At 61.0% G+C, this 26425-nt stretch carries 26 protein-coding genes; 11 read left to right on the top strand and 15 right to left on the bottom strand.

The window, feature by feature from the left end:
* Window positions 1–105 precede the first annotated feature (105 nt).
* From M1D68_RS06420 to M1D68_RS06410, 3 genes are all read left to right on the top strand, one after another.
* Window positions 106–702, top strand: coding sequence for a superoxide dismutase (locus tag M1D68_RS06420; protein ID WP_420764427.1), 597 nt, complete (start codon window positions 106–108; stop codon window positions 700–702).
* A 354-nt stretch (window positions 703–1056) separates the two neighbouring features.
* Window positions 1057–3108, top strand: a complete 2052-nt coding sequence (locus tag M1D68_RS06415; protein WP_420764426.1) for a putative bifunctional diguanylate cyclase/phosphodiesterase — start codon at window positions 1057–1059, stop codon at window positions 3106–3108.
* Window positions 3109–3291: 183 nt separating this feature from the next.
* Window positions 3292–4635 (top strand): imelysin family protein, encoded by a 1344-nt coding sequence (locus M1D68_RS06410; protein ID WP_457969693.1) that lies wholly within the window; start codon window positions 3292–3294, stop codon window positions 4633–4635.
* A gap of 314 nt (window positions 4636–4949) precedes the next feature.
* On the opposite strand, the gene M1D68_RS06405 is transcribed toward M1D68_RS06410, so the two are convergent.
* From M1D68_RS06405 to M1D68_RS06395, 3 genes are all read right to left on the bottom strand, one after another.
* Window positions 4950–6185: an RNA polymerase sigma factor gene (locus tag M1D68_RS06405; RefSeq protein ID WP_457969691.1), complete on the bottom strand. Its 1236-nt coding sequence runs from the start codon at window positions 6183–6185 to the stop codon at window positions 4950–4952.
* Window positions 6186–6276: 91 nt separating this feature from the next.
* A complete protein-coding gene (locus M1D68_RS06400) occupies window positions 6277–6606 on the bottom strand; it encodes a YciI family protein (RefSeq protein ID WP_457970691.1) in 330 nt (109 codons plus the stop codon).
* A gap of 69 nt (window positions 6607–6675) precedes the next feature.
* Window positions 6676–7110 carry a YybH family protein gene (locus M1D68_RS06395; protein ID WP_420764422.1) on the bottom strand — a complete coding sequence of 145 codons (435 nt, stop codon included), beginning with the start codon at window positions 7108–7110 and terminating at the stop codon, window positions 6676–6678.
* Between the two features lie 141 nt (window positions 7111–7251).
* On the opposite strand from M1D68_RS06395, the gene M1D68_RS06390 reads away from it, so the two are divergent.
* Window positions 7252–7737: a GNAT family N-acetyltransferase gene (locus M1D68_RS06390; protein ID WP_434562698.1), complete on the top strand. Its 486-nt coding sequence runs from the start codon at window positions 7252–7254 to the stop codon at window positions 7735–7737.
* Between the two features lie 135 nt (window positions 7738–7872).
* Here M1D68_RS06390 and M1D68_RS06385 read toward each other — a convergent pair whose 3' ends face one another.
* Complete coding sequence (locus M1D68_RS06385; protein ID WP_457969690.1) at window positions 7873–8361, bottom strand: GyrI-like domain-containing protein; 489 nt, start codon at window positions 8359–8361, stop codon at window positions 7873–7875.
* Between the two features lie 77 nt (window positions 8362–8438).
* Complete coding sequence (locus M1D68_RS06380) at window positions 8439–9101, bottom strand: LysE family translocator (RefSeq protein WP_457969689.1); 663 nt, start codon at window positions 9099–9101, stop codon at window positions 8439–8441.
* A gap of 207 nt (window positions 9102–9308) precedes the next feature.
* Here M1D68_RS06380 and alaC point away from each other — a divergent pair, with 207 nt between their 5' ends.
* Complete coding sequence (alaC, locus tag M1D68_RS06375; RefSeq protein ID WP_305496304.1) at window positions 9309–10523, top strand: alanine transaminase; 1215 nt, start codon at window positions 9309–9311, stop codon at window positions 10521–10523.
* Between the two features lie 162 nt (window positions 10524–10685).
* Here alaC and M1D68_RS06370 read toward each other — a convergent pair whose 3' ends face one another.
* Together M1D68_RS06370 and M1D68_RS06365 are read right to left on the bottom strand one after the other, a co-directional pair.
* Window positions 10686–12038 (bottom strand): GntP family permease, encoded by a 1353-nt coding sequence (locus tag M1D68_RS06370; protein WP_305496305.1) that lies wholly within the window; start codon window positions 12036–12038, stop codon window positions 10686–10688.
* A gap of 91 nt (window positions 12039–12129) precedes the next feature.
* Complete coding sequence (locus M1D68_RS06365; RefSeq protein WP_420764418.1) at window positions 12130–12663, bottom strand: gluconokinase; 534 nt, start codon at window positions 12661–12663, stop codon at window positions 12130–12132.
* Window positions 12664–12879: 216 nt separating this feature from the next.
* Here M1D68_RS06365 and gntR point away from each other — a divergent pair, with 216 nt between their 5' ends.
* From gntR to M1D68_RS06350, 3 genes are all read left to right on the top strand, one after another.
* A complete protein-coding gene (gene gntR / locus M1D68_RS06360; protein WP_457969687.1) occupies window positions 12880–13911 on the top strand; it encodes an HTH-type transcriptional regulator GntR in 1032 nt (343 codons plus the stop codon).
* Window positions 13912–14069: 158 nt separating this feature from the next.
* Window positions 14070–14624, top strand: coding sequence for a hypothetical protein (locus M1D68_RS06355; protein WP_434562688.1), 555 nt, complete (start codon window positions 14070–14072; stop codon window positions 14622–14624).
* Window positions 14625–14710: 86 nt separating this feature from the next.
* Window positions 14711–15133, top strand: a complete 423-nt coding sequence (locus M1D68_RS06350) for a GNAT family N-acetyltransferase (protein WP_457969686.1) — start codon at window positions 14711–14713, stop codon at window positions 15131–15133.
* A 66-nt stretch (window positions 15134–15199) separates the two neighbouring features.
* On the opposite strand, the gene def is transcribed toward M1D68_RS06350, so the two are convergent.
* The 3 genes from def to M1D68_RS06335 form a co-directional block, all read right to left on the bottom strand.
* The gene (gene def / locus M1D68_RS06345; protein ID WP_434562684.1) at window positions 15200–15739 is read right to left on the bottom strand and encodes a peptide deformylase; all 540 of its coding nucleotides are present in this window, start codon (window positions 15737–15739) and stop codon (window positions 15200–15202) included.
* Complete coding sequence (locus M1D68_RS06340) at window positions 15736–16686, bottom strand: YihY/virulence factor BrkB family protein (RefSeq protein ID WP_420764413.1); 951 nt, start codon at window positions 16684–16686, stop codon at window positions 15736–15738. Before M1D68_RS06340 ends, def begins: the two co-directional genes overlap by 4 nt.
* Window positions 16687–16860: 174 nt before the next feature.
* Window positions 16861–17052 (bottom strand): CsbD family protein, encoded by a 192-nt coding sequence (locus M1D68_RS06335; RefSeq protein WP_420764412.1) that lies wholly within the window; start codon window positions 17050–17052, stop codon window positions 16861–16863.
* A 195-nt stretch (window positions 17053–17247) separates the two neighbouring features.
* Between M1D68_RS06335 and M1D68_RS06330 the strand changes: the two genes are divergently transcribed.
* Complete coding sequence (locus M1D68_RS06330; RefSeq protein WP_030139341.1) at window positions 17248–17625, top strand: hypothetical protein; 378 nt, start codon at window positions 17248–17250, stop codon at window positions 17623–17625.
* Window positions 17626–17683: 58 nt separating this feature from the next.
* On the opposite strand, the gene fadD1 is transcribed toward M1D68_RS06330, so the two are convergent.
* Both fadD1 and fadD2 read right to left on the bottom strand, forming a co-directional pair.
* On the bottom strand, window positions 17684–19375 hold the full coding sequence (fadD1, locus tag M1D68_RS06325; protein ID WP_445571427.1) for a long-chain-fatty-acid--CoA ligase FadD1: 1692 nt from the start codon (window positions 19373–19375) through the stop codon (window positions 17684–17686).
* A 363-nt stretch (window positions 19376–19738) separates the two neighbouring features.
* On the bottom strand, window positions 19739–21427 hold the full coding sequence (gene fadD2, locus M1D68_RS06320) for a long-chain-fatty-acid--CoA ligase FadD2 (protein WP_420764410.1): 1689 nt from the start codon (window positions 21425–21427) through the stop codon (window positions 19739–19741).
* Window positions 21428–21636: 209 nt separating this feature from the next.
* Here fadD2 and M1D68_RS06315 point away from each other — a divergent pair, with 209 nt between their 5' ends.
* Window positions 21637–22581, top strand: coding sequence for an alpha/beta hydrolase (locus M1D68_RS06315; protein ID WP_457969682.1), 945 nt, complete (start codon window positions 21637–21639; stop codon window positions 22579–22581).
* A gap of 40 nt (window positions 22582–22621) precedes the next feature.
* Window positions 22622–23092 (top strand): MaoC family dehydratase, encoded by a 471-nt coding sequence (locus M1D68_RS06310; protein WP_420764408.1) that lies wholly within the window; start codon window positions 22622–22624, stop codon window positions 23090–23092.
* 166 nt (window positions 23093–23258) lie between these two features.
* Here the strand turns inward: M1D68_RS06310 and M1D68_RS06305 are convergent, their stop codons facing one another.
* From M1D68_RS06305 to M1D68_RS06295, 3 genes are read right to left on the bottom strand one after another with little or no spacing between them, the layout of a single operon-like run.
* On the bottom strand, window positions 23259–24122 hold the full coding sequence (locus tag M1D68_RS06305; protein ID WP_420764407.1) for an efflux RND transporter periplasmic adaptor subunit: 864 nt from the start codon (window positions 24120–24122) through the stop codon (window positions 23259–23261).
* Between the two features lie 10 nt (window positions 24123–24132).
* Window positions 24133–24339: a DUF1656 domain-containing protein gene (locus M1D68_RS06300; protein ID WP_420764406.1), complete on the bottom strand. Its 207-nt coding sequence runs from the start codon at window positions 24337–24339 to the stop codon at window positions 24133–24135.
* A complete protein-coding gene (locus tag M1D68_RS06295) occupies window positions 24326–26326 on the bottom strand; it encodes an FUSC family protein (RefSeq protein WP_457969679.1) in 2001 nt (666 codons plus the stop codon). Before M1D68_RS06295 ends, M1D68_RS06300 begins: the two co-directional genes overlap by 14 nt.
* Window positions 26327–26425 lie beyond the last annotated feature (99 nt).

The raw sequence follows: 26425 nt of genomic DNA, 5'->3' as shown, positions 1-26425 counted from the left end.
TGATCCGACTCCTGCGCCGCAAAGAGTACAAACTCCCCGGCGCTAGTCTGGCCGCCCGTGATCGGCCTTGCGCTCACCGCAACTGACCTGATTAGGAGAATCACCATGGCTTTCGAATTGCCGCCGCTGCCGTACCCACACGACGCACTGGCGCCACACATCTCCAAAGAAACGCTGGAATACCACCACGACAAGCACCACAACACCTATGTCGTGAACCTGAACAACCTGGTGCCTGGCACCGAGTTCGAAGGCAAGACCCTGGAAGAAATCGTCAAGACTTCCTCGGGCGGTATCTTCAACAACGCCGCTCAGGTCTGGAACCACACCTTCTACTGGAACTGCCTGACGCCTAACGGCGGCGGCCAACCTACCGGCGCGCTGGCTGAAGCCATCAATGCTGCCTTCGGTTCGTTCGACAAGTTCAAGGAAGAATTCAGCAAGACGTCCATCGGCACCTTCGGTTCCGGTTGGGGCTGGCTGGTGAAAAAGGCTGACGGTTCCCTGGCCCTGGCCAGCACCATCGGCGCCGGCAACCCGCTGACCAGCGGCGACACCCCGCTGCTGACCTGCGACGTCTGGGAGCACGCCTACTACATCGACTACCGTAACGTGCGTCCAAAATACGTCGAGGCGTTCTGGAACCTGGTGAACTGGGAGTTCGTGGCTCAGCAGTTCGAAGGCAAGACCTTTACTGCCTAAGCTGTGATGTCTTGAAAAACGGCGCTTTTCCGACGGGAAAGCGCCGTTTTTTTTTAGACTTGGATTGCTCTGCGCGAGCGAGCTTGCCCCTCGGCAAGCTTCGCGGTGATCAAGCAATATCGCCCCAGGTAAATGACCTCGCGTCCGAAAAACCAATAAAAATCCCGCCTAGCCTCAAGTTGCAGGCCCTTCCAACCGAAACAATGGTCGTAGAGTCATCACTCTGCAAACACCGTATAACGGCCAGGTTTCAGGCGAAATCCCTTGTGTTTGATTGTCCCTTTGACTGACATCACAGGATTGCCAATACTCATGGCATCTTGACGCTACCCGCACGGAACAAGGAATCCCTCTTTGAAGCTGGAACTCAAAAACAGCTTGTCTGTGAAGTTGCTCCGGGTCGTGCTCCTCTCGGCGTTGATCGTTGGCATGGTTTTGAGCTGCGCCCAGATCGTATTCGACGCCTACAAAACCAACCGGGCCGTCGCCGACGACGCCCAGCGCATCCTCGATATGTTCCGCGACCCGTCCACCCAGGCGGTCTATAGCCTGGACCGCGAGATGGGCATGCAGGTGATCGAAGGCCTGTTCCAAGATGAAGCCGTGCGCATGGCGTCCATCGGGCATCCGCGCGAAACCATGCTGGCCGAAAAAACCCGGCCTCTGCAGAAGTCTGAAAGCCGCTGGCTGACCGACCTGATACTGGGCCAGGAGCGGACCTTCACCACGCAACTGGTGGGCCGCGGCCCCTACAGTGAATATTATGGCGACCTGAGCATCACGCTCGACACCGCCACCTATGGCCAGGGCTTTATCGTCAGTTCGGTCATCATCTTCATTTCCGGAATGCTGCGGGCTCTGGCCATGGGCCTGGTGCTGTACCTGGTCTACCACTGGCTGTTGACCAAGCCGCTGTCGCGAATCATCCAGCACCTGACCGAAATAAACCCGGACCGCCCCAGTGCCCACAAGATCCCGCAGCTAAGGGGTCACGAGCACAACGAACTGGGCCTGTGGATCAACACCGCCAATCAATTGCTGGCCTCCATCGAGCGCAACACCCACCTGCGCCACGAGGCTGAAAACAGCCTGCTGCGCATGGCCCAGTACGATTTCCTGACCGGCCTGCCCAATCGCCAGCAACTGCAACAGCAACTGGACAAGATCCTCGTGGATGCCGGACGTCTGCAACGTCGCGTCGCGGTGCTGTGCGTGGGGCTGGATGATTTCAAGAGCATCAACGAACAGTTCAGCTACCAGACCGGTGACCAGCTGCTGCTTGCCCTGGCCGATCGGCTGCGCGCCCACAGCGGACGCCTCGGCGCATTGGCGCGACTGGGCGGCGACCAGTTTGCGCTGGTCCAGGCCGATATCGAGCAACCCTACGAAGCCGCCGAACTGGCCCAGAGCATTCTTGACGACCTGGAAGCGCCGTTCGCGCTGGACGACCAGGAGATCCGCCTGAGGGCGACCATTGGCATCACCTTGTTTCCTGAAGACGGCGACAGCACCGAAAAGCTGCTGCAAAAAGCCGAGCAGACCATGACCCTGGCCAAGACCCGCTCGCGCAATCGTTATCAGTTCTACATTGCCAGCGTCGACAGCGAGATGCGCCGCCGTCGCGAATTGGAAAAGGACCTGCGCGAAGCCCTGTCGCGCGAGCAGTTCACCCTGGTGTACCAGCCGCAGATCAGCTATCGCGACCTGCGCGTGGTGGGCACCGAAGCGCTGATTCGCTGGAACCATCCCGAACACGGTTTCGTGCCGCCAGACCTGTTCATTCCTCTGGCCGAGCAGAACGGCACGATCATCGCGATCGGCGAATGGGTCCTGGACCAGGCTTGCAAGCAGCTGCGCGACTGGCATGACCAGGGCTTCGTCGACCTGCGCATGGCGGTCAACCTGTCCACCGTGCAGCTGCACCACGCCGAGTTGCCCAGGGTGGTGAACAACTTCCTGCAGATGTACCGTCTGCCGCCGCGCAGCCTGGAGCTGGAAGTCACCGAGACCGGCCTGATGGAGGACATCACCACCGCTGCCCAGCATTTGCTGAGCCTGCGCCGTTCCGGCGCGCTGATCGCCATTGACGATTTCGGCACTGGCTACTCATCGCTGAGTTATCTCAAGAGCCTGCCGCTGGACAAGATCAAGATCGACAAGAGCTTCGTCCAGGACCTGCTCGATGACGAAGACGATGCAACAATCGTTCGCGCCATCATCCAACTGGGCAAGAGCCTGGGCATGCAGGTCATTGCCGAAGGTGTCGAGACTATCGAGCAGGAGGCGTACATCATTTCCGAGGGCTGCCATGAAGGCCAGGGTTACTACTACAGCAAACCCCTGCCCGCGCGGGAGTTGGGCCTTTACCTGAAGCAGGCGGAGCGCATCAAGGCTTCCATCGTCTGATCCTCGCCGGCCCCGTCATCGGAAATTTCTTACGGACGTCGTCGAAAGACAGCGATCCGCTCGAGTGAATAAGAAATATTTACAGGCACAACCCTTTACACATAATGCAAATCTTTCGCATTATGTCGCAGTTTTGCGCGCCCTCGCGCCTGTCCCATTCATCACCGAAGCAGGATGTTCGCCATGATTCGTATGCCTCTGGCTACCGCCAGTCTGTTGGCCATTGCTATTTCCCTCGCCGGTTGCGGCGAAGGCAAAGACAAGGCCGCCGCGCCGCAAGCGCCAACGCCGGCCGCCAGCACCGCTGCACCGGCTGCCCCCGCTGCCGCTGGCAAGATCGATGAAGCCGCCGCCAAGGCTGTTGTCGCGCACTACGCCGACATCGTCTACGCCGTCTACAGCGATGCCGAATCCACCGCGAAAAACCTGCAGACCGCCGTCGATGCCTTCCTGGCCAAGCCGAACGCCGATACCCTGAAAGCCGCCAAGGCTGCCTGGGTCGCCGCACGCGTGCCATACCTGCAGAGCGAAGTGTTCCGCTTCGGCAACACCATCATCGACGACTGGGAAGGTCAGTTGAACGCATGGCCCCTGGACGAGGGCTTGATCGACTACGTCGACAAATCCTACGAGCATGCCTTGGGTAACCCGGGCGCCACCGCCAATATCATTGGCAACACCGAGGTCCAGGTCGGCGAAGACAAGGTCGACGTCAAGGACATCACCCCGGAAAAACTCGCCAGCCTGAACGAGCTGGGCGGTTCCGAGGCCAACGTCGCCACCGGCTACCACGCCATCGAATTCCTGCTGTGGGGCCAGGACCTCAACGGCACCGGCCCTGGCGCTGGCAATCGCCCGGCCTCGGATTACCTGGAAGGCGCCGGCGCCACGGGCGGCCACAACGATCGTCGTCGCGCCTACCTGAAGTCCGTCACCCAGCTGCTGGTCAACGACCTGCAGGAAATGGTCGGCAACTGGAAGCCGAACGTAGCCGACAACTATCGCGCCACCCTGGAAGCCGAGCCTGCCGAAACCGGCCTGCGCAAGATGCTGTTCGGCATGGGCAGCCTGTCCCTGGGTGAACTGGCGGGCGAGCGCATGAAAGTCTCCCTGGAAGCCAACTCCCCGGAAGACGAACAGGATTGCTTCAGCGACAACACCCACAACTCGCATTTCTACGATGCCAAGGGCGTGCGTAACGTTTACTTGGGTGAATACACACGCGTAGACGGCACCAAGATGACCGGTGCGAGCCTGTCGTCCCTGGTGGCGAAGGCCGACCCGGCCGCCGACACCGCGCTCAAGGCCGACCTGGCCGATACCGAAGCGAAGATCCAGGTCATGGTGGATCACGCCAACAAGGGTGAGCACTACGACCAACTGATCGCCGCTGGCAACACCGCGGGCAACCAGGTCGTGCGCGACGCCATTGCCGCCCTGGTCAAGCAGACCGGTTCGATCGAACAGGCCGCAGGCAAGCTGGGCATCAGCGACCTGAACCCGGACAGCGCTGATCACCAGTTCTGATCAACGCCGGTTCGGTCACCGATAAACCCGTGGGAGCGAGCTTGCTCGCGATGGGGTCTACCAGCCAACCATGATGTTGGCTGGGCCACCCCCATCGCGAGCAAGCTGGCTCCCACATTGGTTTCTGGATACATGATTCCATGCGTGCGATAACCTCCCTTGTGGGAGCGAGCCTGCTCGCGAAGGCGGTGGGTCAAGCGCAGTGATGCAGGATTTGCCGACGCAGCAGCTCCTTCATATAACCGACACATCGCAGGGGGCCGCTTCGCGCCCCAGCGGGAGCAAGCTCCCTCGCCACGGGCCTGCTCGTGCCATCAGTGCAAGCCGGCAAGCCTGGCTTCGATAAACCGCCGCTCCGGCAACTGCTGCGTCAACGCCAGCGCACGACGGTACGCCGCCCTCGCCTCCTCCACCCGTCCCAACTGCCGACAAAACTCCGCCCGCGCCGAATGGGCCAGGTGATAGTCGGTCAATTCACCCCTACCCAGTATTCCATCGATCAGGCTCAGCCCAGCCTGCGGCCCGTCGCGCTTGGCCAAGGCGGCCGCGCGGTTGAGTTCGATGACCGGCGATGGCACGGCACGCAGCAGCACATCGTAGAGGCCGACGATCTGCGGCCAGTCGGTTTGCTGCGCTGTCGGCGCTTCGGCGTGCACCGCAGCGATCGCCGCTTGCAGGCAATACGGTCCGAACCGCCGGGTATTGAGCGCCGCCTCGACCATGGCGCAGCCTTCGGCAATCATTGCCTGGTCCCACAGCGACCGGTCCTGTTCATCCAGCAAGACCAGCTCACCGGTCATGGAAGTCCGCGCCGGCCGCCGCGATTCGTGCAACAGCATCAATGCCAGCAACCCCATTACTTCGGCTTCGGGCAACAGCTCCATCAACAGGCGTGCCAGGCGTATGGCTTCGCGGGTCAGGTCTTCCCGGGTCAACTCGGCGCCCATCGACGCCGAGTACCCTTCGTTGAACACCAGGTAGACCACGCGCAGGACGCTGTCGAGGCGTTCAGGCAATTCGGTGCGGGACGGCACCTGGTAAGGAATCCGTGCATCACGGATCTTCGCCTTGGCCCGCACGATGCGCTGGGCGATGGTCGCCGGCGCCGCGAGAAATGCGTGGGCGATCTCCTCGGTCGTCAGGTCGCACACTTCTCGCAGGGTCAACGGCACTTGGGCGTCAGCCGCCAGCGCGGGGTGGCAGCAGGTGAAAATCAGCCGCAGGCGATCGTCTTCCACGTCCTCGTCACTCCAATCGGCCTGCTCCAGTTCCTCGAGCTGCGCAATCAGCATCGGTTGAGATGCCGCGAAGCGCGCCCGCCGGCGCAGGCCGTCAATCGCCTTGAACCGCCCCGCCGATACAAGCCAGGCTCGCGGATTGTCCGGCACTCCGTCGCGCTGCCAGCGCTCCACCGCGATGAAAAAGGCCTCGTGCATAGCCTCTTCAGCGAGGTCGAAGTCTCCCAGCAGGCGAATCAGGGTCGCCAGGATCCGCCGCGAGTCCTGCCGGTAGACCTGCTCGACCCGCGCCTTGACCACTTCGGCCGACATCAGCCGGACAGCCCCCTGGTCACTGGGCTGATGGATCGCATGGAAGAAACAAGCTCAAGGTTCATGGAAGCAATCCTGTTGATCATCGTTTTCAAGGATTCAATTGACGTACCGGTCGAACCTCGACACAGCCGACCCGGGCCGCCGGTATGTGGCCGGCGACCTGGATGGCTTCATTCAGGTCCTTGGCGTCGATCAGGTAGAAGCCCGCCAATTGCTCCTTGGTTTCGGCGAACGGGCCATCGGTGATGGACAGCTTGCCGCCGCGCATGCGCACCGTGGTGGCGGTCTGCACCGACTCCAGGGCTTCGGCCGCGACCATCCGGCCACTGCCCTGGACCGATTCGGCGTAGGCCATGCATTCGGCGTCCTCGGGACTGTCCGGCGAGTTGTGCAGGACCTCTTCGTTGCTATACACCAGGCATAATACTTCATGGAGAGCTCCGTGATCGGCTGATCGACAAGGATGGCAGAAGCGAACCGCAGCCGCTCAGGGCTGCAAATCGAAAATCGCCGTCCCGGCCATGGGATCGAACGGCGCGGACCAATGCTCGTGGACGATTTTCCACTGCCCGGCCGAACGTTTGTAGCAGGCCGTCACGCGCATCCAGCAGGCCTGCTCCTCGCCCTTGTCGTTGGTGCCACCGCAATAAGCCAGCCAGTGGGCAAACGCAATGTCATCGGCTGCGTTGATCTGCACCTGGTGAAAATCGAACTTGTGCGGGCCGGGGCACATTTCCATGCAAGCCTCCCAGTGCGCCCGGTAGGCGACCTTGCCCTTGAATTGCAAGGCCTGGATGGCGTCGAACGAAACGATGCCATCGTCATAAAGCGCCATGACCTTTTCTACATCCTTGGCCATGACCGCTTGGCGATAAGTATCGATCAGGGTCTGGATCTCGGTATCGGCAGCTTGGGTATTCATGGTGATTCTCCGCAGGTTTTTGTTAGAGACACCCTTTGTCGTTTGGAGAAACGGCAAATCGACAGCTAAACAAAAATAATCCAAAGAAAAAATTTCGCTAGAATCCAAGGTCCATTCTGTCGACAAACAACGGACGTTTTCGTGACTGCTCAGCTCGTACCCTATGAAGACCTGACCCCACTGCAACGGCAACAGGTCGAATCCATCGAGATTTACCCCGACCAAATCAAGTTCTCTGGCGACATTCACGGCGCGCTGCACACACTGCTGTCCAAGCCCGGCCCAGGGGTCAAGGGCTTCGCCTTGTTGGACGACGAGGTGCCCGTGGCATTCCTGCTGCTCAAGCGCCCGCCCGTGCTGCCGGCCTGGGCCAACGAACACAGCGCGACCCTGCACGCGTTGCAAGTTGACCACCGCGCCCAGGGCAAAGGCTATGGCAAGGCGTGCCTGCAAGCGCTACCCGCCGCGGCCCGCGCGGCCTGGCCGGAAATCAGGGGATTGGAGCTCTCCGTCGATGCTGACAACCACTCGGCCATCGGCCTCTACACCCGACTGGGCTGGGTCGACAGTGGCGAAGCCTACAAAGGCCGCATCGGTTATGAGCGGCGGATGGGGTTGGTGTTTTGACAAACAGGGCCAACGATCAATAGCTGCAAAGTCTGGCGGCGAGCTTGCTTGCGATGAGGGCATATCGGTCGTCGTCGACGTTGGCTGATCCGCTGCTATCGCGAGCAAGCTCGCTTCCACAGGGACCCGAGGCGATCAACTCGGCTTGAGCGGTATCCAGATTTCCAGGTGGCCTTCGCCGGTCCGGGGATTGAAATCTTCACTGTAGCGCTCAAACTCCGGTTCATCCGCCGCCTGATGGCCCGATTGGGGCAGCCATTCTTTCCAGATGTATTGGAACGTATGCGGCAGATCCTTGAGCGGCCCTTTGTGCTCGAAGACCGCGTAGGACCCGGGCTGGATCTCGATCCAGCGGTATTGTTCGGGTAGGTCGTCGAGCCGGCTGATTTCCACGCCAGCGATGTACTCGAAGCCGCCCTGGCCGTCCGGGTTGCAGCACACCCCGTACGTTACCTCGTCTTTCTGTCCGGGCACCTTGCCGAGCCAAGGCAGGAATTTTTCCCAGAGCTGCGGGATGTCCTGGGCGGTTTCCTGGGTAAAACGCGCGCCGAAACCGGCGATGAGCTGAAAGCGTCCCTGCTCGAAGCGCGGCTCGGCTGCGTTAGCGCGTTTTTGCGTTTCCATTGCTCAACACTCCGAAAACTTGAAGTCGGGTTTGGCAGTATAGAAGCCAAACCGTAATTGCCAGGCCGTTTCGCTTGTTAAAGTCCCGGCAAGCTGGGGGCGTTTACCGTTCCTACAAACTCGTTATAACCAGAAACGATCACGTAGACCGCGAAATAACAGAAGATCGCCGCCGATGCCCAATAGGAGTACCGCAGCAACTTATCGCCTAGCATTTTCCCGCCCTGGGTCGCTGCCAGGCACAGGCCAGCGCTCCAAAGCAGCCCGGCGCTGAGGAATCCGCCCAGGAACAAGGCCGAGCTGAGCACGGTGCCGCCACCCGAGCGGGCAATGAGCGTTCCGCCCACTGCGGCGAACCAGAGAATGGCGCTGGGCGATGACATGGCGAGGAAAATCCCGCGAAAAAATTCCTGGCGCGGCGAGTTGGCCCGAGTCTCGCCCGCCTCAGCCAGCACCGCGTTGTGATAGATCGCCGAATAAACCATTTTCGCCGCGAAATACAAGAGCAGCACCGAGCCGCCAATCCACAGCGCCCAACGCACCGGTTCGTATTGCAGCAAAACGGTCATCCCGGCCAGCGCCAGGACTGCATAGACCAGGTCGCCCACGCACGTGCCCAGGCCCAAGGCGAAGCCTTGGAAATAGCCGCGTTGCATCGCCAGCGTGATCATCGCGATGTTGGCCACGCCAATGTCCAGGCACAGCGAAAGACTCAGCAGGAAGCCGCTGGAAAATTCCATGATTCGTTCCATCAGGATTGGATAAGCGTGTTCAGCCGCCTGCGGGGCCTTTCGGGGGCGCCGCAGCCAGGGCGACAGTGTCGTCGAAAATAGTTCGGCGCGGCTACTGGACAATTCGACATCCGCCCGATTATCTTGCGCCGCAGGCCACCGCAGTGGCCAACGTCGCTCGGACGGTTCCGGGCGCTCACGTATCTCGAGGCAACAATGGCCGAACAAGGTTCGCCGCGCCGCTTTGCGCGCATCGATCGACTCCCCCCGTATGTATTCAATATCACTGCCGAGCTGAAGATGGCTGCGCGTCGGCGCGGCGAAGACATCATCGACCTGAGCATGGGTAACCCCGATGGCGCCACGCCCCCACATATCGTGGAGAAGCTGGTCACCGTCGCCCAGCGTGAAGACACTCACGGCTACTCCACGTCCAAAGGCATCCCGCGCCTGCGCCGCGCCATTTCGCGTTGGTACAAGGACCGCTACGAGGTGGACATCGACCCGGAAAGCGAAGCCATCGTCACCATCGGTTCCAAGGAAGGCCTCGCGCACCTGATGCTGGCGACCCTGGACCAGGGCGACACGGTGCTGGTGCCCAACCCCAGCTATCCGATCCACATCTACGGTGCGGTGATCGCCGGCGCCCAGGTGCGTTCGGTGCCGCTGGTGCCCGGCGTGGATTTCTTCGATGAGCTGGAGCGGGCCATTCGCGGTTCGATCCCCAAGCCGAAGATGATGATCCTCGGCTTCCCGTCCAACCCGACCGCGCAATGCGTGGAGCTCGATTTTTTCGAACGGGTCATCGCCCTCGCCAAGCAATACGACGTGCTGGTGATCCACGACCTGGCGTACGCCGACATCGTGTATGACGGCTGGAAAGCGCCGTCGATCATGCAAGTGCCAGGGGCCAAAGACATCGCGGTGGAGTTCTTCACCCTGTCCAAGAGCTACAACATGGCCGGCTGGCGCATCGGTTTCATGGTCGGCAACCCGGAACTGGTCAGCGCCCTGGCGCGGATCAAGAGCTACCACGACTACGGCACCTTCACCCCGCTGCAAGTGGCCGCCATCGCCGCCCTCGAAGGCGACCAGCAATGCGTGCGCGACATTGCCGAGCAGTACCGCCAGCGCCGCAATGTGCTGGTCAAGGGCCTGCACGAGCTGGGGTGGATGGTGGAAAACCCGAAGGCGTCGATGTACGTCTGGGCCAAGATCCCCGAAGCCTATGCGCACCTGGGCTCACTGGAGTTTGCCAAGAAGCTGCTGGCCGAAGCCAAGGTCTGCGTCTCGCCGGGGGTGGGGTTCGGGGAATATGGGGATGATCACGTGCGCTTTGCGCTGATCGAGAACCAGGACCGGATTCGCCAGGCGGTGCGGGGGATCCGTGGGATGTTCCGGGCGGATGGGTTGGCTGGCAAACAAGCCTGACGGCCAACCACAACCTCTATGTGGCGAGGGAGCTTGCTCCCGCTCGACTGCGAAGCAGTCGCAAACCGGTCGCCTCACTCCATGAGAGGAATTGACTGGATTGGGGCCGCTTCGCGGCCCAGCGGGAGCAAGCTCCCTCGCCACAGTTAGGCCAAGGTGTTCTTAGATCACCAGCGACAGCAGCAGGATGAAGATCAAGCCCACCACGGACAGAATGGTTTCCATCGCGGTCCAGGTCTTGAAAGTCTCGGCCACGGTCATGTTGAAGTACTGCTTGACCAGCCAGAAACCCGCATCGTTGACGTGGGACAGGATCAACGAACCGGCGCCGGTCGCCAGCACCAGCAGCTCACGGTTCACGCCCGGCATCATCCCCACGACAGGCACCACGATCCCCGCACCGGTAATGGTCGCCACGGTCGCTGAGCCTGTGGCGATACGGATCACCGCCGCCACCAGCCACGCCAGCAGGATCGGCGAAATCTGCGCACTCACCGCCATGTGACCGATCACATCGCCCACACCGCTGGTCACCAGCATCTGCTTGAAGCCACCACCAGCACCGATGATCAGGATGATCGCGGCGGTCGGGGCCAGGCTCGCGTCGAGCCATTTCAACATCTGGCTGGAACCGATCCCCTGTTTGTAGCCGAAGGTGTAAAGCGATAGCAGCAACGCCAACAACAGCGCCGAGATCGGGTGGCCGATCATGTCCATCCAGACGCGGAAGAGGTTGCCATCCGGCAGCGCCACATCAGCGAACGTCTTGAGCAGCATCAGGAACACCGGCGAGAGCACGGTGATCAGGGTGATGCTGAAGCTTGGCAGCTCGGCGGCGTTCGTCTCACGGGCCAGTTGGTCCACCAGTTCCTGATTTGGATGCCCGGGGATGTGCTTGGCGATGAAGGTACCGAAGATCGGGCCGGCAATGATAGCGGTCGGCAGCGCGACGATCAGGCCATAAAGAATGGTCTTGCCGATGTCGGCGCCGAAGATGCCGATCGCCAGCAGTGGCCCCGGGTGCGGCGGCACCAGGCCGTGGACCGCGGAGAGGCCGGCCAGCAGCGGGATACCAATCTTGATGATCGACACGCCGGTGCGGCGCGCCACGATGAACACCAACGGAATCAGCAACACGAAGCCGATTTCGAAGAACAGCGGGATGCCCACCAGGAACGCGGCGAACATCATCGCCCACTGCACCTTTTCCTTGCCGAAGGCACGGATCAGCGTCTGGGCGATCTGATCGGCCCCGCCCGATTCAGCCATCATTTTGCCGAGCATCGTGCCCAGCGCCAGGATGATGCCGACAAAACCGAGCACGCCACCAAAGCCGTCCTGGAACGCCTTGATGATGGTGCCGGTCGGCATCCCCGACGTCAGGCCGAGGAACGCGGCGGCGATGGTCAGCGCAATGAACGGGTGGAATTTGAACTTGGTGATGAGGACGATGAGTCCGATCACCGTGACCACTGCATCAAGCAGTAGAAACGTCTCGTGGGACATGCCGAACATGGAGGTGTCTCCTGATTTGTTGTTGTTATTGAAGCAGTTATTTATGGGCCGTCGGGACAGCGCTATCTTTCTGACGCATATTTTTCGAAACTCAGCCGGCGAGTTTCAAACCGTGGGCCAGCCACCAGACGTAGGCCTGGCGGGCCAATTCATCGATGCTGTGGCTGGACGCGTCCAGAGCCAGGGTCAGGGGCTCGCCAACAGGGGATTCGAGGGTGGCAAACTGGCTGTCGATCAGGGTCGACGGCATGAAATGGCCCGGACGGTGGGAGACACGATCGGCAGCCACTTCGGGGGTCAATTCAAGGAATACGAAGCCCAGGCCCGGCAGGGCGCTGCGCAGGCGCTCGCGGTAGCTGTGCTTGAGGGCCGAGCAGGTCAGCACCGGGCGCTCGCCCGTGCCGTCGACACGGCGCAACTCGTCGCACAGGCTGTCGAGCCAGCCGGCACGGTCGTCGTCAGTCAAGGGAATACCGGCGCTCATCTTCTGGATGTTGGCCGCGGGGTGGAACGTGTCGCCTTCGATGGCGGTGGCGCCGCTCAGTTGGCACAGGGCCTGGCTGACGCAAGTTTTGCCGCAACCGGCAACGCCCATGATGACGAGGGCGGTGATTGGATTATTCATGTAACACCTCAGCGCGCAGACAGCGCTACCTTTGCCAGTTATGACACCGCAGCAAAAGCAGAAGTTGCCGACGCCTTCTTGTCATTTTTGTGGTTGCAGCATGTTCGTCCACGACACCCACGGGACAGGGATCAGGCAAACCCTGTCAACGCATTTGCAGCCGCGCCGAGACAGCGCTACCTTAGTGCCTTGATTTTTGTTTGGCAAGCCGCCCTGATGACCGCCCCTAAAAACGATAAGAATACTCGCACCACCGGTCGCCCCACGCTCAATGAAGTCGCCCGCCTGGCCGGGGTCAGCCCGATCACCGCCTCCCGTGCCCTGCGCGGCGTCAGCACCGTGGCCGTCGAACTGGTGGACAAGGTCCGCCAGGCCGCCCTGGAACTCAATTACGTCGTCAATCCCGCGGCCCGGGCCTTGGCTTCGGCCCAGAGCCATTCAGTGGTGGTACTGGTGCCGTCACTGTCCAACCTGTTGTTCATCGACACCCTGGAAGCCATCCATCGCGTCTTGCGGCCCAAGGGATTCGAAGTGGTGATCGGCAACTACCATTATTCCCGGGACGAAGAAGAAGACCTGCTGCGCAATTACATGGCCTATCAGCCGCGCGGTCTGTTGCTGACCGGATTCGACCGGACCGAAAGCGCCCGGCGCATGATCGAGGCCAGCAATATCCCCTGCGTGTACATGATGGAACTGGATCCGGGCGCCGGCCTCAACTGCGTGGGATTCTCCCAGCTCCAGGCCGGCGAGACCGCCGCCGAGCATTTGATCTCCCGAGGCCGCAAGCGCCTGGCCTACATCGGCGCGCAACTGGACCAACGCACGTTGCTGCGCGGCGAAGGCTTTCGTTGCGCCCTCCAGAAGGCCGGGCTCTACGACCCTGACCTGGAAGTGCTGACCCCTCGCCCGTCGTCGGTGGGCCTGGGCGGCGAATTGTTCCTGCAATTGCTGGCCAGCCATCCAGACGTCGACGCGATTTTCTTCGGCAACGACGACCTGGCCCACGGCGCCCTGCTCGAAGCGTTGCGCTGCGGCATCAGGATTCCCGAACAGGTTTCGATACTGGGCTTCAACGACCTGCCCGCTTCGGCCCACATGGTCCCGCGCTTGAGCAGCATCAGCACCCCGCGAGAAGAAATCGGCCGGCGCGCCGCCGAACAGATGCTCACGTTGATGGCCGGCAACCGCATCGCCCAGCCGGTCGTCGACCTGGGTTTCGAACTCAAGATTCGCGAAAGCACCTGAGCGCCCCGCCACCCTGCGGTCGATCCATGCCGACGAACGGCAAGGATTGGCCGCACCGCGCTATGCGTTTCGCCCGTAGCCCTTGAAAAACGGGGCCTTGCGCGACGGCATGGTAATTGCTCCCACCATCGCTCAGCCATTACCTACGGGTACACATCATGTTGGTCAGCGTAAAACAACAAGCGATAAACCTGCCCCTCAAACGCCCCGGCGAAGACCCGACCGCCGAAGCCGCCAGCGGCTTGCAAAGCGCCGCCCTGCAATCGCTGCGTGACAACGTCCAGGCCCAGGCCAACCAGGGCAGCACCCAGGTCCAGGAATCCATCACCCGGCAAGCCACGCAGCAGGTCAACGCCGCCACCGCCATCAGCGACAACGTCGACGAGGCCTTCGCCAAGACCCGCGTGCAACTGCAAACCGTCGCTTCGTCAGCCGCCGACGAGGCGAAGAAAGCACGCAGCTCTGCCATGACGGAGTTCAAGGAATACATGAGCAAGACGCCTGAAGAACGCTTGCGTGACAGCATTCTTGAGGAAATGGGCATCACTGAAGAAGAGTACGCGCAGATGCCGCCCGAGAAGCAACGGGCGGTCGGCGAGGAAATTGCCCAGCGCATGCAGGACAAGGCCGCGATGGCGCAGGTGGAAAAAGCCCAGGAAAGCCGGACGGATGAGAAGAATCCGGCCACGGACATGTTCCTCGCCTCGCTGTAGACCTTGCAGACAGGCGCCGGAGATGTCCCGGCGCATTGTTTGTTCCCTTATAATCGCCCATCTCCCCTGCCCTCTCCGCCCTCGCCATGCCCGACTTCCACTACACACGTCTCGACGAGCCTCTGTGGCCGTTGATGAACAAGTTCTACCGCGCCCACCAATCCTCGATGAAAGCCGTGCGCGACGCCCAGCTGTGGGTGGCACGGCGCGAAGACATCATCGCGGCGCTGTGCCTTCGACCGGTTTCGGGCGGACATTGGTTGACGGGATTGTTCGTCGACCCGGCGCACCGCGTACAAGGCGTCGCCGCGCGACTGATCGCAGAAGCAGTGAAGGGGCTGGATGAACCGGTGTGGCTGTTCTGTCACCCGGACTTGCGCGGGTTTTATGAACGACGGGGCTTCAGCTTCGACCCCGAGCTGCCCTATGCGATGGCTGAAAGGCTGAGCCGGTATGCGCGCAGCAAGCCGATGATTGCGATGGGGTTGGAGCCCAACATACTCTCCTGACGCCGAACACAGTTCATTGTGGGAGCGAGCAGGCTCGCTCCCACAATTTTTTTGTGTCGGTTTCAGCTAGTCGTCAGCCATAGGGTCCAGATCCGGAAACATCACTTCGGTAAACCCGAACTTACTGAAATCAGTGATGCGCGACGGATACAAGCGGCCGATCAAGTGATCGCACTCATGCTGGACCACCCGGGCATGAAAGCCCGAGGCGGTGCGCATGATCGGTTCGCCCTTGGGGTCGAAACCTTCGTAACGGATATGCTGGTAACGATCCACCGCGCCGCGCAAGCCTGGCACCGACAGGCAACCTTCGAAGCCTTCTTCCATCAACGGACTCAGCGGCGTAATCAAAGGATTGATCAGGATCGTCTGCGGCACCGCTTCGGCATCGGGATAGCGCTCGCTGTGCTCGAAGCCAAAGATCACCAGTTGCAGGTCCACGCCGATCTGCGGCGCCGCCAGGCCGACGCCGCCGACGCTTTCCATGGTCTGGAACATGTCGTCGATCAGTTGCCACAACTCGGCGCTGTCGAACATTTCCGGCGGCAACGGCGGGGCGATGCGCAGCAGGCGTTCGTCGCCCATCTTCAGGATTTCGCGGATCATGGTCGGGCTTCGTCTGTAGGGGTATGAGCAACGGAATGGTCGCGCCCCAGGCCCGACACATGCTGTTTCTCGTGCTCGCCCGGGGTCTTTTCACCGGTGTCCTTGCCTTCGGCGGACATGTGTTCGATGACCGCATTCATCTCGGCGCCGAGTAGCAACACCGCCGCAGAGATATAGAAATACAGCAACAACACGATGATCGCGCCGATACTGCCATACATGGCGTTGTAGTCGGCGAAGGTCTTCACATAGAACGCAAAACCCAGGGACGCGATGATCCACACCACCACCGCCAATACCGAGCCCGGCGTGATGAAGCGGAACTCCTGTTTGACGTCAGGCATCACGTAATAGATCAGCGCCACTGCCACCATCAGCAAAAACACGATGACCGGCCAGCGCGCCAGGGTCCAGACGGTGACGATGAACTCCTCCAGCCCGATCTGCGAGGCAATCCAACCCATCACTTGCGGGCCCAGTACCATCAAGGCCGCGGCGACCAACAGCATGCCGGCGATACCGACCGTATAAAGAATCGACAGCGGAAAGCGCTTCCAGGCCGGGCGCCCCTCGACCACGTCGTACGCCGCGTTCATGGCGCTCATCATCAGCCGCACGCCGGCCGACGCGGTCCACAGCGCAATGACGATACCCACCGAGAGCAAGCCGCCCTTGGATTGCTGGAGCTGGTCGATCACCGGGTTGACCTGCTCCAGCGCCTGGGGCGGCAGCACCAGTTCCGATTGCAGGCGCAGCCAGGAAAAGAAATCCGGCAGGTGCAGGAAGCCGATCAGCGCGATCAGGAAAAGAATGAAGGGAAACAGCGAAAACAGCATCTGGTAAGCCAGTGCGGAGGCGTAGGTCGACATCTCGTCGTCGAGAAACTCGGTCACCGTGCGCATCATCACGCGATGCAGGGGCAAGCCTTTCAAGGCCGGGAACATCATGTGCGTCTCCTTTCGCCGCAAAAGAGGAAGGTCGCCTGGCGACTCACGGGGCTGCTATCCGTGACAAAAGTAACCTGTTTGGCGACTTTGGAACAATTTCCCCGGTGCAAGTTCGAGCCGACATGATAACGGCCACCCGCGGATGGCCGTTCCAATCGCTTTTCTACAGGCCGGTTATGCCTCGTCAACGCCTTTCTTGACTGCATCCTTGGCCTTGCCCGCGGTTTGCTGGGCCTCACCTTTTTTCTCCTGGACCACGCCCTCGGCGCGCATGCGGTCATTGTCGGTGGCCTTGCCGACACCTTGCTTGATATTGCCGACAGCTTCGTTGGCAACGCCCTTCACTTTATCGTTCGTGCTTCCCATGATGTTTCTCCTGTGAACAACTGTAAGAAAAGTCATTACATAGGGGTTGACCGACGCCGTTTGCAGGGAGTTTCATTTTTTCAGCGGCGCATTTCATCGTCAGATGCAGGTTGCGCTTTATGTTTACCGACCCACACCTGAGAATGCTCCACGTATTCAGGCTGCGCCTGAAGCTCCAATTCCCGTAGGAACGTTATGAAACTCGATAAAAAGCAGGCCATCGCCCGCAGGAACCAAGAACTGGGCGGTGCCGTCCTGGGCGTCAACAACTGCCATTTCAGCGAACTGAACCGCAACCGCAACATCTTCTGGTTCGACATCCCGGTGGCCCGCCTGGCCATTGGGCAGTACGAATGGATTCACCTGCTGCTGCACACGCCTGCCACCGACGAACTCTTGCACCTGAAAGTGCCCACCGTGTTCCTGCGGGAAAAAATGGAAGGCCTGGAAGTACGCAACCAGGGCAAACGCAAGGCAGCCTTGAGCCTGGAGCTCAGCGCAGACAAGGATTCGTACCTGCAAGACATGCGGCCCGGCGGCACCAATCTGGATTTTGCGCAGTTTCGGTTGTAACGCTCCACTCGATCAACAAAAAGCCCCGCATCAGCGGGGCTTTTCATTGGTGGGGTTGTTACTTTTTCAGCCCCAGCTTCCTGAGCTCTTCATCCCGCAACTCACGCCGCAGGATCTTGCCGACGTTGGTGGTCGGCAGTGCATCGCGGAACTCCACGGACTTGGGCACCTTGTAGCCGGTGACGTTGGCGCGCATGTGCTCCATCACCTGTTCCTTTGTGAGCGTGACACCCGGACGCGCGACGATGAATATCTTGATCGCCTCGCCGGATTTCTCGTCAGGTACACCGATGGCCGCGCATTGCAGCACGCCCGGCAAGGCCGCCAGCACGTCTTCCAGCTCGTTGGGGTAAACGTTGAAACCGGAGATCAGGATCATGTCTTTCTTGCGATCGACGATGCGCATGTAGCCATCCGGCTGGATCAAGGCGATGTCACCGGTCTTGAGCCAGCCTTCGCTGTCGAGGATCTCGTCGGTGGCGTCCTGGCGCTGCCAGTAGCCCTTCATGACCTGCGGGCCTTTGACGCACAATTCGCCGATTTCCCCCAAAGGCAACTCTTCGCCCGCGTCATTGATGACCTTGCACAAGGTCGACGGAACCGGAATGCCGATGGTGCCGACCTGGATGTTCTGGATCGGGTTGACCGTGGCAACCGGGCTCGTCTCGGTCATGCCGTAGCCTTCGCAGATCGGGCAACCGGTGACCGCTTTCCAACGCTCCGCCGCCGCCAACTGCAAAGCCATGCCGCCAGACAGGGTAACCTTCAGCGCCGAGAAATCCAGCTTGCGGAAGGCTTCGTTGTTGCACAGCGCCACGAACAACGTGTTGAGCCCTACGAAGCCGCTGAACTTCCATTTCGACAGCTCCTTGACCATCGCCGACAAATCGCGCGGGTTACTGATCAGGATGTTGTGGTTGCCGATCAGCATCATCGCCATGCAATGGAAGGTAAACGCGTAGATGTGGTACAGCGGCAGCGGCGTGATCAGTACTTCACAGCCCTCATTGAGGTTGGAACCCATCAGCGCCTTGCATTGCAGCATGTTAGCCACCAGGTTGCGGTGGGTCAGCATGGCGCCCTTGGCCACGCCCGTGGTGCCGCCGGTGTATTGCAACACCGCCACATCATCACTGGTGGGGCTCGCTTCGTTCACAGGCTGGCCGTGGCCCTTGCTCAGGACGTCGTTGAACTTGATGGCCTTGGGCAAATGATAGGCCGGGACCATCTTCTTGACGTACTTGATCACGCTGTTGATCAACAGGCGCTTGAGCGGCGGCAGCAAGTCGGCCACTTCGGTGACGATGACGTGCTTGACGCCAGTCTTGGGCACCACGCTTTCGGCAAGGTGCGCCATGTTAGCCAGGCAGACCAGTGCCTTGGCACCGGAATCGTTGAATTGATGCTCCATTTCCCGCGCGGTGTAGAGCGGGTTGGTATTGACCACGATCAGGCCGGCGCGGATGGCGCCAAACACAGCCACTGGGTACTGGAGGACGTTGGGCAGTTGCACGGCGATTCGATCGCCCGGCTGCAAATCGGTATGCTGTTGCAGGTACGCGGCAAAGGCACCGGACAATTCGTAGAGCTCACCGTAGGTGATGGTCTTGCCGAGGTTGCTGAATGCCGGCTTGTCGGCGAAGCGTTGGCAGGAATGCTTCAACACCGCCTGAATATTCGGATACTCATCTGGATTGATGTCGGCAGCAATCCCAGCTGGGTACTTATCCTTCCAAAAGTTTTCAATCATGGAAGCCCCACTCCTCAGCAACGCGAATTCTCACCGCATTTGATGCGATTATTATTGGTGTATGTCTATTGGTGAATCTGGCTTGGATAACGGCCGAGAAGTCACAAAAGCGCGCCGAGAGTAGCAGCTTTGCCAAGGGTCGCCTAGAGCCAAAAGCGGCCCCTACAGTCACAAATATGACTCAAGAATATTCAATGGTCATTTTTAGAGTAAAAATTCTAAGCCTTATCTAATTGTCCCGAATCCATAAAACCTGTGGGAGCGAGCTTGCTCGCGATAACGATGTATCAGCCAATCTTTCTGGCACCGATACACCGCCATCGCGAGCAAGCTCGCTCCCACTTAGGGTCTGTCGCGCCGGCCTCAGGCGATATCGCGCAACTCCCGGCGCAGGATCTTGCCCACCGGTGTCATCGGCAGCGATTCCCGCAACACGATGTGCTTGGGCACCTTGTAGCCGGTGAAATTCTCCTTGCAGTACGCCTTGAGCTCTTCGAGGCTGACGCCCGCCTCACGGGCCACGACGAACAGTTTCACCGCCTCGCCCGAACGTTCGTCCGGCACGCCGATGACCGCGCAGCTGGCGACTTTCGGGTGGGCCATCACCACATCCTCGATTTCGTTCGGGTACACGTTGAAGCCCGAGACGATGATCATGTCTTTCTTGCGATCGACGATGCGCACGAACCCGTCGGGGTCGATCACGGCGATATCTCCGGACTTGAACCAGCCCTCGCTGTCGAGCACTTCGGCGGTCGCTTCGGGCTTGTTCCAGTAGCCCTTCATGATCTGCGGCCCCTTGATGCACAGCTCGCCGCGTTCGCCCAAGGGCAGCTCGACACCGTCGTCACTGATGACTTTCATCAGCGTACCCGGCACCGGCAGCCCCACCGTGCCCAGGCGCGACTTGCCACCGTAAGGGTTGGCGCTGGCCACTGGCGAGGTTTCCGTCAGGCCGTAGCCCTCGGTGATGCCGCAACCGGTCAACTGCTTCCAACGTTCGGCGGTGGCCTTGACCAACGCGGTGCCGCCTGAGTTGGTGACCTTGAGGTTGGAGAAATCCAGCGTCTTGAAATCCGGATGGTCCATCAGCGCGACGAACAGCGTGTTGAGCCCCAGCAGCAACGAAAACCGCCAGTTCTTCAGCTCCTTTATGAAACCGCCGATGTCCCTTGGATTGGTGATCAGCACGTTGTGGTTGCCCGTGACCATCATGCACATGCAGTTCGCCGTGAAGGCGTAGATGTGATACAGCGGCAGCGGTGCGATCATCACCTCCTGGCCCTCGCGCAACAAAGGCTTGCCGTCGTCGCCGATCTGCCCCAGGCAGGCGCGGGCCTGCTGCATGTTGGCCACCAGGTTGCCGTGGGTCAGCATGGCGCCCTTGGCCAAGCCGGTGGTGCCGCCGGTGTATTGCAGCACGGCAATGTCCCCGAGGCTGACATTGAGCGGCTTGATGGCCTGGCCCCGTCCCAAACGCAAGGCGCTCTTGAAGGAAATGGCCTGGGGCAGCGAATAGGCCGGGACCATTTTCTTGACCTTGCTCACGACTGTATTGACCAGCCAGCCCTTGGCGGTGGGCATCAGGTCGCCCATCTTCGCCTCGATCAGGTATTGCAGGTCGGTGTCGGGCAGCACTTCCTGCACTTTCTGCCCGAACAGGTTCATGTACACCAGCGCCCGGGCGCCGGAGTCCTTGAATTGGTGACGCATTTCCCGGGGGGTATACAGCGGATTGGTGTTGACCACCACCAGCCCGGCGCGCAGGGCACCAAAAACCGCGATCGGGTATTGCAGGACATTGGGCATCTGCACGGCGATACGATCGCCCGGCGCCAGGTCGGTATTGGCTTGCAGGTAACCGGCGAAGGCCGCGCTGTAACGCTCCAACTCGGCGTAGGTGATCGTCACCCCCATGTTGCTGTACGCCGGACGGTCGGCAAATTTCTTGCAGGAACGCTCGAACACCTCGACGACTGACTTGTAGGCACTCAGGTCGATGTCCGAGGGCACGCCGGCCGGGCGTTTGTCATTCCAGAAATCAGGCTGCATTGTTTTTGTCCTCTTTACCTGAACATATCCGGTAACCGCTTGCGTATCGCTTGCACAGGCGGAGCTCATGGGACACTAGCAGCTATGGCCAATCAGGCAAATATGGCAACTTGCGTCATAGATTGTGTGAATCTTGCTGAATCGCCTGGCGCAACGGATGCGCTATACAATGCAGCGACGCTGCGTCTGACTTTGTGCAAGGAACCGCCATGATCCACCAAACGTTCTGGCTGACCGCGACCGATCACAGCCGCTTGCTCGTCAACCGATGGCTACCCGAAACCGCCCCGCTGGCGGTGATCATGCTGGCTCACGGCATGGCGGAACACAGCGGCCGCTATGGGCGCCTGGCCCAGGCGTTGTGCGAAGAAGGCTACGGCGTCTACGCGCCGGACCAACGTGGCCACGGCAAGACCGGCGAGGAAGCGATCCTGGGTCATTTTGCCGACCAGGACGGCTGGGCCAAGGTTGTGGGCGACATGGCAAGCCTGAACCATCACATCGGCCAGCAACATCCAGAAACACCAATCCTGCTGCTGGGGCACAGCATGGGCAGCTATATCGCCCAGGGCTATTTGTTGCACCACAGCGCCAGCCTGCACGGGGCCATCCTCAGCGGTTCGAACTTCCAACCCGTGGCGCTTTACCGCGCGGCGCGGCTAATCGCCCGTTTCGAACGCAGGCGGCAGGGGGGCACTGGGCGTAGCGCCCTGATCGAATGGCTCTCATTTGGCAGCTTCAATAAAAAGTTCAAACCGACCCGCACGCCCTTCGACTGGCTCAGCCGCGACCCTGGCGAAGTCGACAAATACATTCGCGACCCGCTGTGCGGCTTTCGTTGCACCAACCAACTGTGGATCGACCTGCTCGGCGGGTTGCAGCAGATCAGCAAAGCGTCCAATCTCGCGCAGATCGATCCAGGGCTGCCGCTGCTGGTGATTGGCGGTGAATGTGATCCGGTGAGCGAAGGCAAGCGTCTGAGAGATCTGGCCGATGCCCTGCGCGACGCCGGCAACCAACGTTTGCAACTGAAGATCTATCCGCAGGCTCGGCACGAACTGTTCAACGAAACCAACCGCGATGAGGTGACCGCCGATGTGCTGGCCTGGATTGCCCAGACGCTAAGCCACCAGCGACCACCACGCAGCGAGTAGGTTTGCAGCGTTTTTTCTCTACACGTCACAGGATCCAGACATGACCCAGGTTACCAACATCCCTTACGAAGCCCTCGAAGTCGGCCAGACCGCCAGCTACAGCAAGACCGTCGAAGAGCGCGACATCCAGCTGTTCGCCGCCATGTCCGGCGATCACAACCCGGTACACCTGGACGCCGAATTCGCCGCCGCCAGCATGTTCAAGGAACGCATCGCCCACGGCATGTTCAGCGGTGCGCTGATCAGCGCGGCAGTGGCCTGTGAGTTGCCTGGGCCGGGGACCATCTATATCGGCCAGCAGATGAGTTTCCAGAAGCCGGTGAAGATTGGCGATACCCTGACCGTGCGCCTGGAGATCCTGGAAAAGCTGCCGAAATTCCGCGTGCGTATCGCCACGCGCGTGTTCAACCAGCGCGATGAGCTGGTGGTGGACGGCGAAGCGGAGATCCTGGCGCCGCGCAAGCAGCAGACCGTGACCTTGCCCGAGTTGCCGGCAATCAGCATCGGCTGATGCGACTCGACACTCCCCTGGCGAGGGAGCTTGCTCCCGCTGGGGTGCGAAGCGCCCCTTGGAAAAGGCTTGCGCGTCCAACCTGAACAACGCAACGTTCGTTTTGCGACTGCTTCGCAGCCGAGCGGGAGCAAGCTCCCTCGCCACGGGGTGCGCGGCGCAGCGGCTATCGCTGTTCGTCCTGCACCTGCACACTCGCTGTCATCCCGGCACTCAGGCTCACCCCTTCCGGCACCTTGTCCAGCTTGATCCGCACCGGGATCCGCTGGGCCAGACGCACCCAGTTGAAGGTCGGCTCGACCTCTGCCAGCAGTTGCGCATCGGGGTTGGTGTTGCGGTCGGTGATGCCTCGACTGATGCTTTCCACATGGCCGTCCAGCGCATGGCCGGCGCTCATCAACCAGACCTTGACCGGATCGCCGACGCGAATCCGCGGCAACTTGGTTTCCTCGAAGTAAGCTTGCACGTAGAACGTCGAATCATCGACCAACGCCATGACCGGTTGCCCGGCGTTCACATAGTTGCCTTCGGCCAGGCGCAGGTTGGTGACGTGGCCGCTGCGTGGGGCCAGGACCTGGCTGCGAGCCAGGTTCAGCTCCGCGACCTTGGCCTCGGCCTGGGCCTCGCGTAGCTCGCCACGGGCGATGCCGGCATTGATCTGGGCGTTCTCGCGCAATTCGGCGCTGATGGCCTGGGGTCCCAGGGCCGCTCGACGGCTGGCTTCGTGTTCGCGCAGGCTCAACTGCTGCTGGCGGGTCTGCACTACCGCGCGGGCCTTCTCCACCGCGGCCTCGAAACGCTCGCGATCGATACTCAGCAACAAATCCCCCGCCTTGACGTGCTGGTTGTCCACGGCCCTGAGCTCGCGCACCCAACCCGAGACGTCTGGGGCGATCACCACCACGTCGGCACGGATCCGCGCGTCCCGGGTCCAGGGCGTGAGCATGTAGTACTGCCACAAATGAAAACCGGCGAAGATCGCCAGGGCCACCACGCTCAACGTGACGGCGACACGTACGGAAGTACGCATGTTCAACTCCTCATGACGGTCCGAGGACCAGGGTAATGACAGTCAAAACACAGACATACAGAGCGCAGTCGAACAGCGCTTCATGCCAGATCCAGCGCCCTGCCGGCACGAGACTGAGCAGCAGTCGCAAGGCTCCGGTGACCAACAAGGCCAGCACGACATAAATCAAAAACGGGCTGAGCAGCACCCCGCCGATCGACCATTCATGCAAGCCCATGGCTATGTTTCCCTTCTGAAGATTCGTGCTGGCGGCACCAGGCGCGCCAGCTGTTCTGCAATTGCACCACCGCGCCCTGGGCCAGCTTCAGCGCGTCGCTTGGCGGTTGATTTGAAAGCGCTGCCAGATAATCGTCGCTCGCCTGGGCCAGTGCGTCGGCCTGCCCGCCCGCCGGGCCGTGCTCCAGCACCTGCTCCAACGTTTCGAAATATCGGCGTTGGGCTGGACTGTCCGGCACTTGGGCGACGGCCAGGCTCAAGCGCAGATGGAGCAATTCGTCCCCGACGTCCAGGCCCAGCAAACCATCGTCCCAACGACTGCGCGCCGGCACCGGCAGCTCCGGATAGTGCCGCGCCAGTTGCAGCAAACGATCGGCCATGCGCCCGCCGAACCAGCTCTCGGCGCCGCGCAGATTGCGATGGGTCAAGCGCACCAGGTCATCGAGCGTTGCCGCCAGCAACCGACGGCTGTGCCAGGCCGGGTTGCGCAGAATCAACAGATTGAATGCCAGCACGGCCGCGCCGACACCGATCATCATGGCCTGGGCATTGTTGAAAAATGTCGCAACGTCGTACTTCATGGCGTTAAGCGGCGATACCAACACCACGAAGTGCAGGCAGAACGAGGTGGCGGTCGCGTAGAGCGGCGGCTTGGCCATGCCCAGCGCCCCCAGGAACAGAGGTACGCCCATGGCCATGCAGAGCATCGCAAAGCTGCTCCATTGGGGCAGCAGGATTTCACCGATCACAAACGCGGTCGGTACCGCCAGGAGAATGCCTCGCAAGAAACTCATGCCGATCTGCGCGCCATTTTCGCGGCTGGCGAACAGGCTGCACACCACACACGTCAGCAACAGCGCGCCCGACGCGGCAGGCCAGGCAGTGGCCAGCCAGAAACACGCCACTGCCAGGAACGCCAGGGCGCTGCGGGCTCCAAACACCATCGCCAGGGACAGGTCCCGATGGGGCGCCAGGGTGCGTGGCGGATCGGCCGCCGCCCTGCCCTCTTGCACCGCCGACAGCGCAGCGCAGGCCGCCAGGGCGGTGTCGAGCAACAAAGCGAAACGTGCCAGGCAATAACTTTGCGCCGAGCTGAACCGTGCTTCGTGAGACGCATCCCATACCCGCGGCCGCAGTGCCTGCAATGTCGTGCTGTCGGCGTCGAGGGCTTGCTGCACCTCGCTCATCCACGGCTGCAGCGCTTGGGCTTCTTGAGGGTCGAGCTGGTTCCATTGTCGGCGTACCGAGCGCGAAATGCGCAGCAGCATCAACAGTTTCTGGCTCAAGCCACTGATGGCCCGGGCACGCTGGCGGCCCAGGCGGCCTTCGAACCAGGCATGTTCGCGCTGGGCGTCTACCGCGACGATTTTGCCGAGGATTTCCAACAGACCTTTGCGCGCCTGGGCATCGCCGGCCAATGTGGCGCGCGCCGCCTGCATGCCACTTTGCCAGGCGGCACGTGCCTGATCCGCCAATTGCCGTTCAACCCGCAACGGCCAGAGCAAGGCGCTGGTCACGGTGGCGCAGGTGATGCCCAGGCTGATCTCGGTGCAACGCGCCACCGCCTGGTCGAACACTCCAAGCGGATGGGCGATGGCCGGCAAGGCAATGATCGCCACGGTGTAGCCAGCCAGCACGAACGAATACGACCACGCGCTGCGCAAGAGCGTTGAACAGGCCGTGCACACGCCCAGCCACAACGCCAGCGCCAGCAGGAACAACCAGGGCGCCTGGGCGAACAGGCCCATGAACACCACCGACATGATTGTCCCCACCAGAGTCCCGACCAAGCGTGCCAGGCCCTTCTGCACCACCATCCCAGACAACGGCTGGGCAACGATAAACGCGGTCATCAGCGCCCACGACGGCTGCTCCAATCCCCAGCGCAACGCCAGCCACAACGCCAGGCCGCCACCGAGCACAGTCTTGATGGCGAACTGCACAGCGAGACGATCAGGGGCGAACAGAGCCTGAAAGGTGATGGGCACGCGCAAAACTCTTCTTGAGATGATGTAACGATAGATCGTGAGAGGGGCGGCGCAATTATTAGGGAGCTATCTATTCACGTCCAGAGATGATTGTTGAGC

It is taken from the genome of Pseudomonas sp. R4-84 (assembly GCF_054130985.1).
The sequence above is the reverse complement of the archived record's forward strand: the minus strand, read 5'-3'. Positions and strand labels throughout refer to the sequence as shown.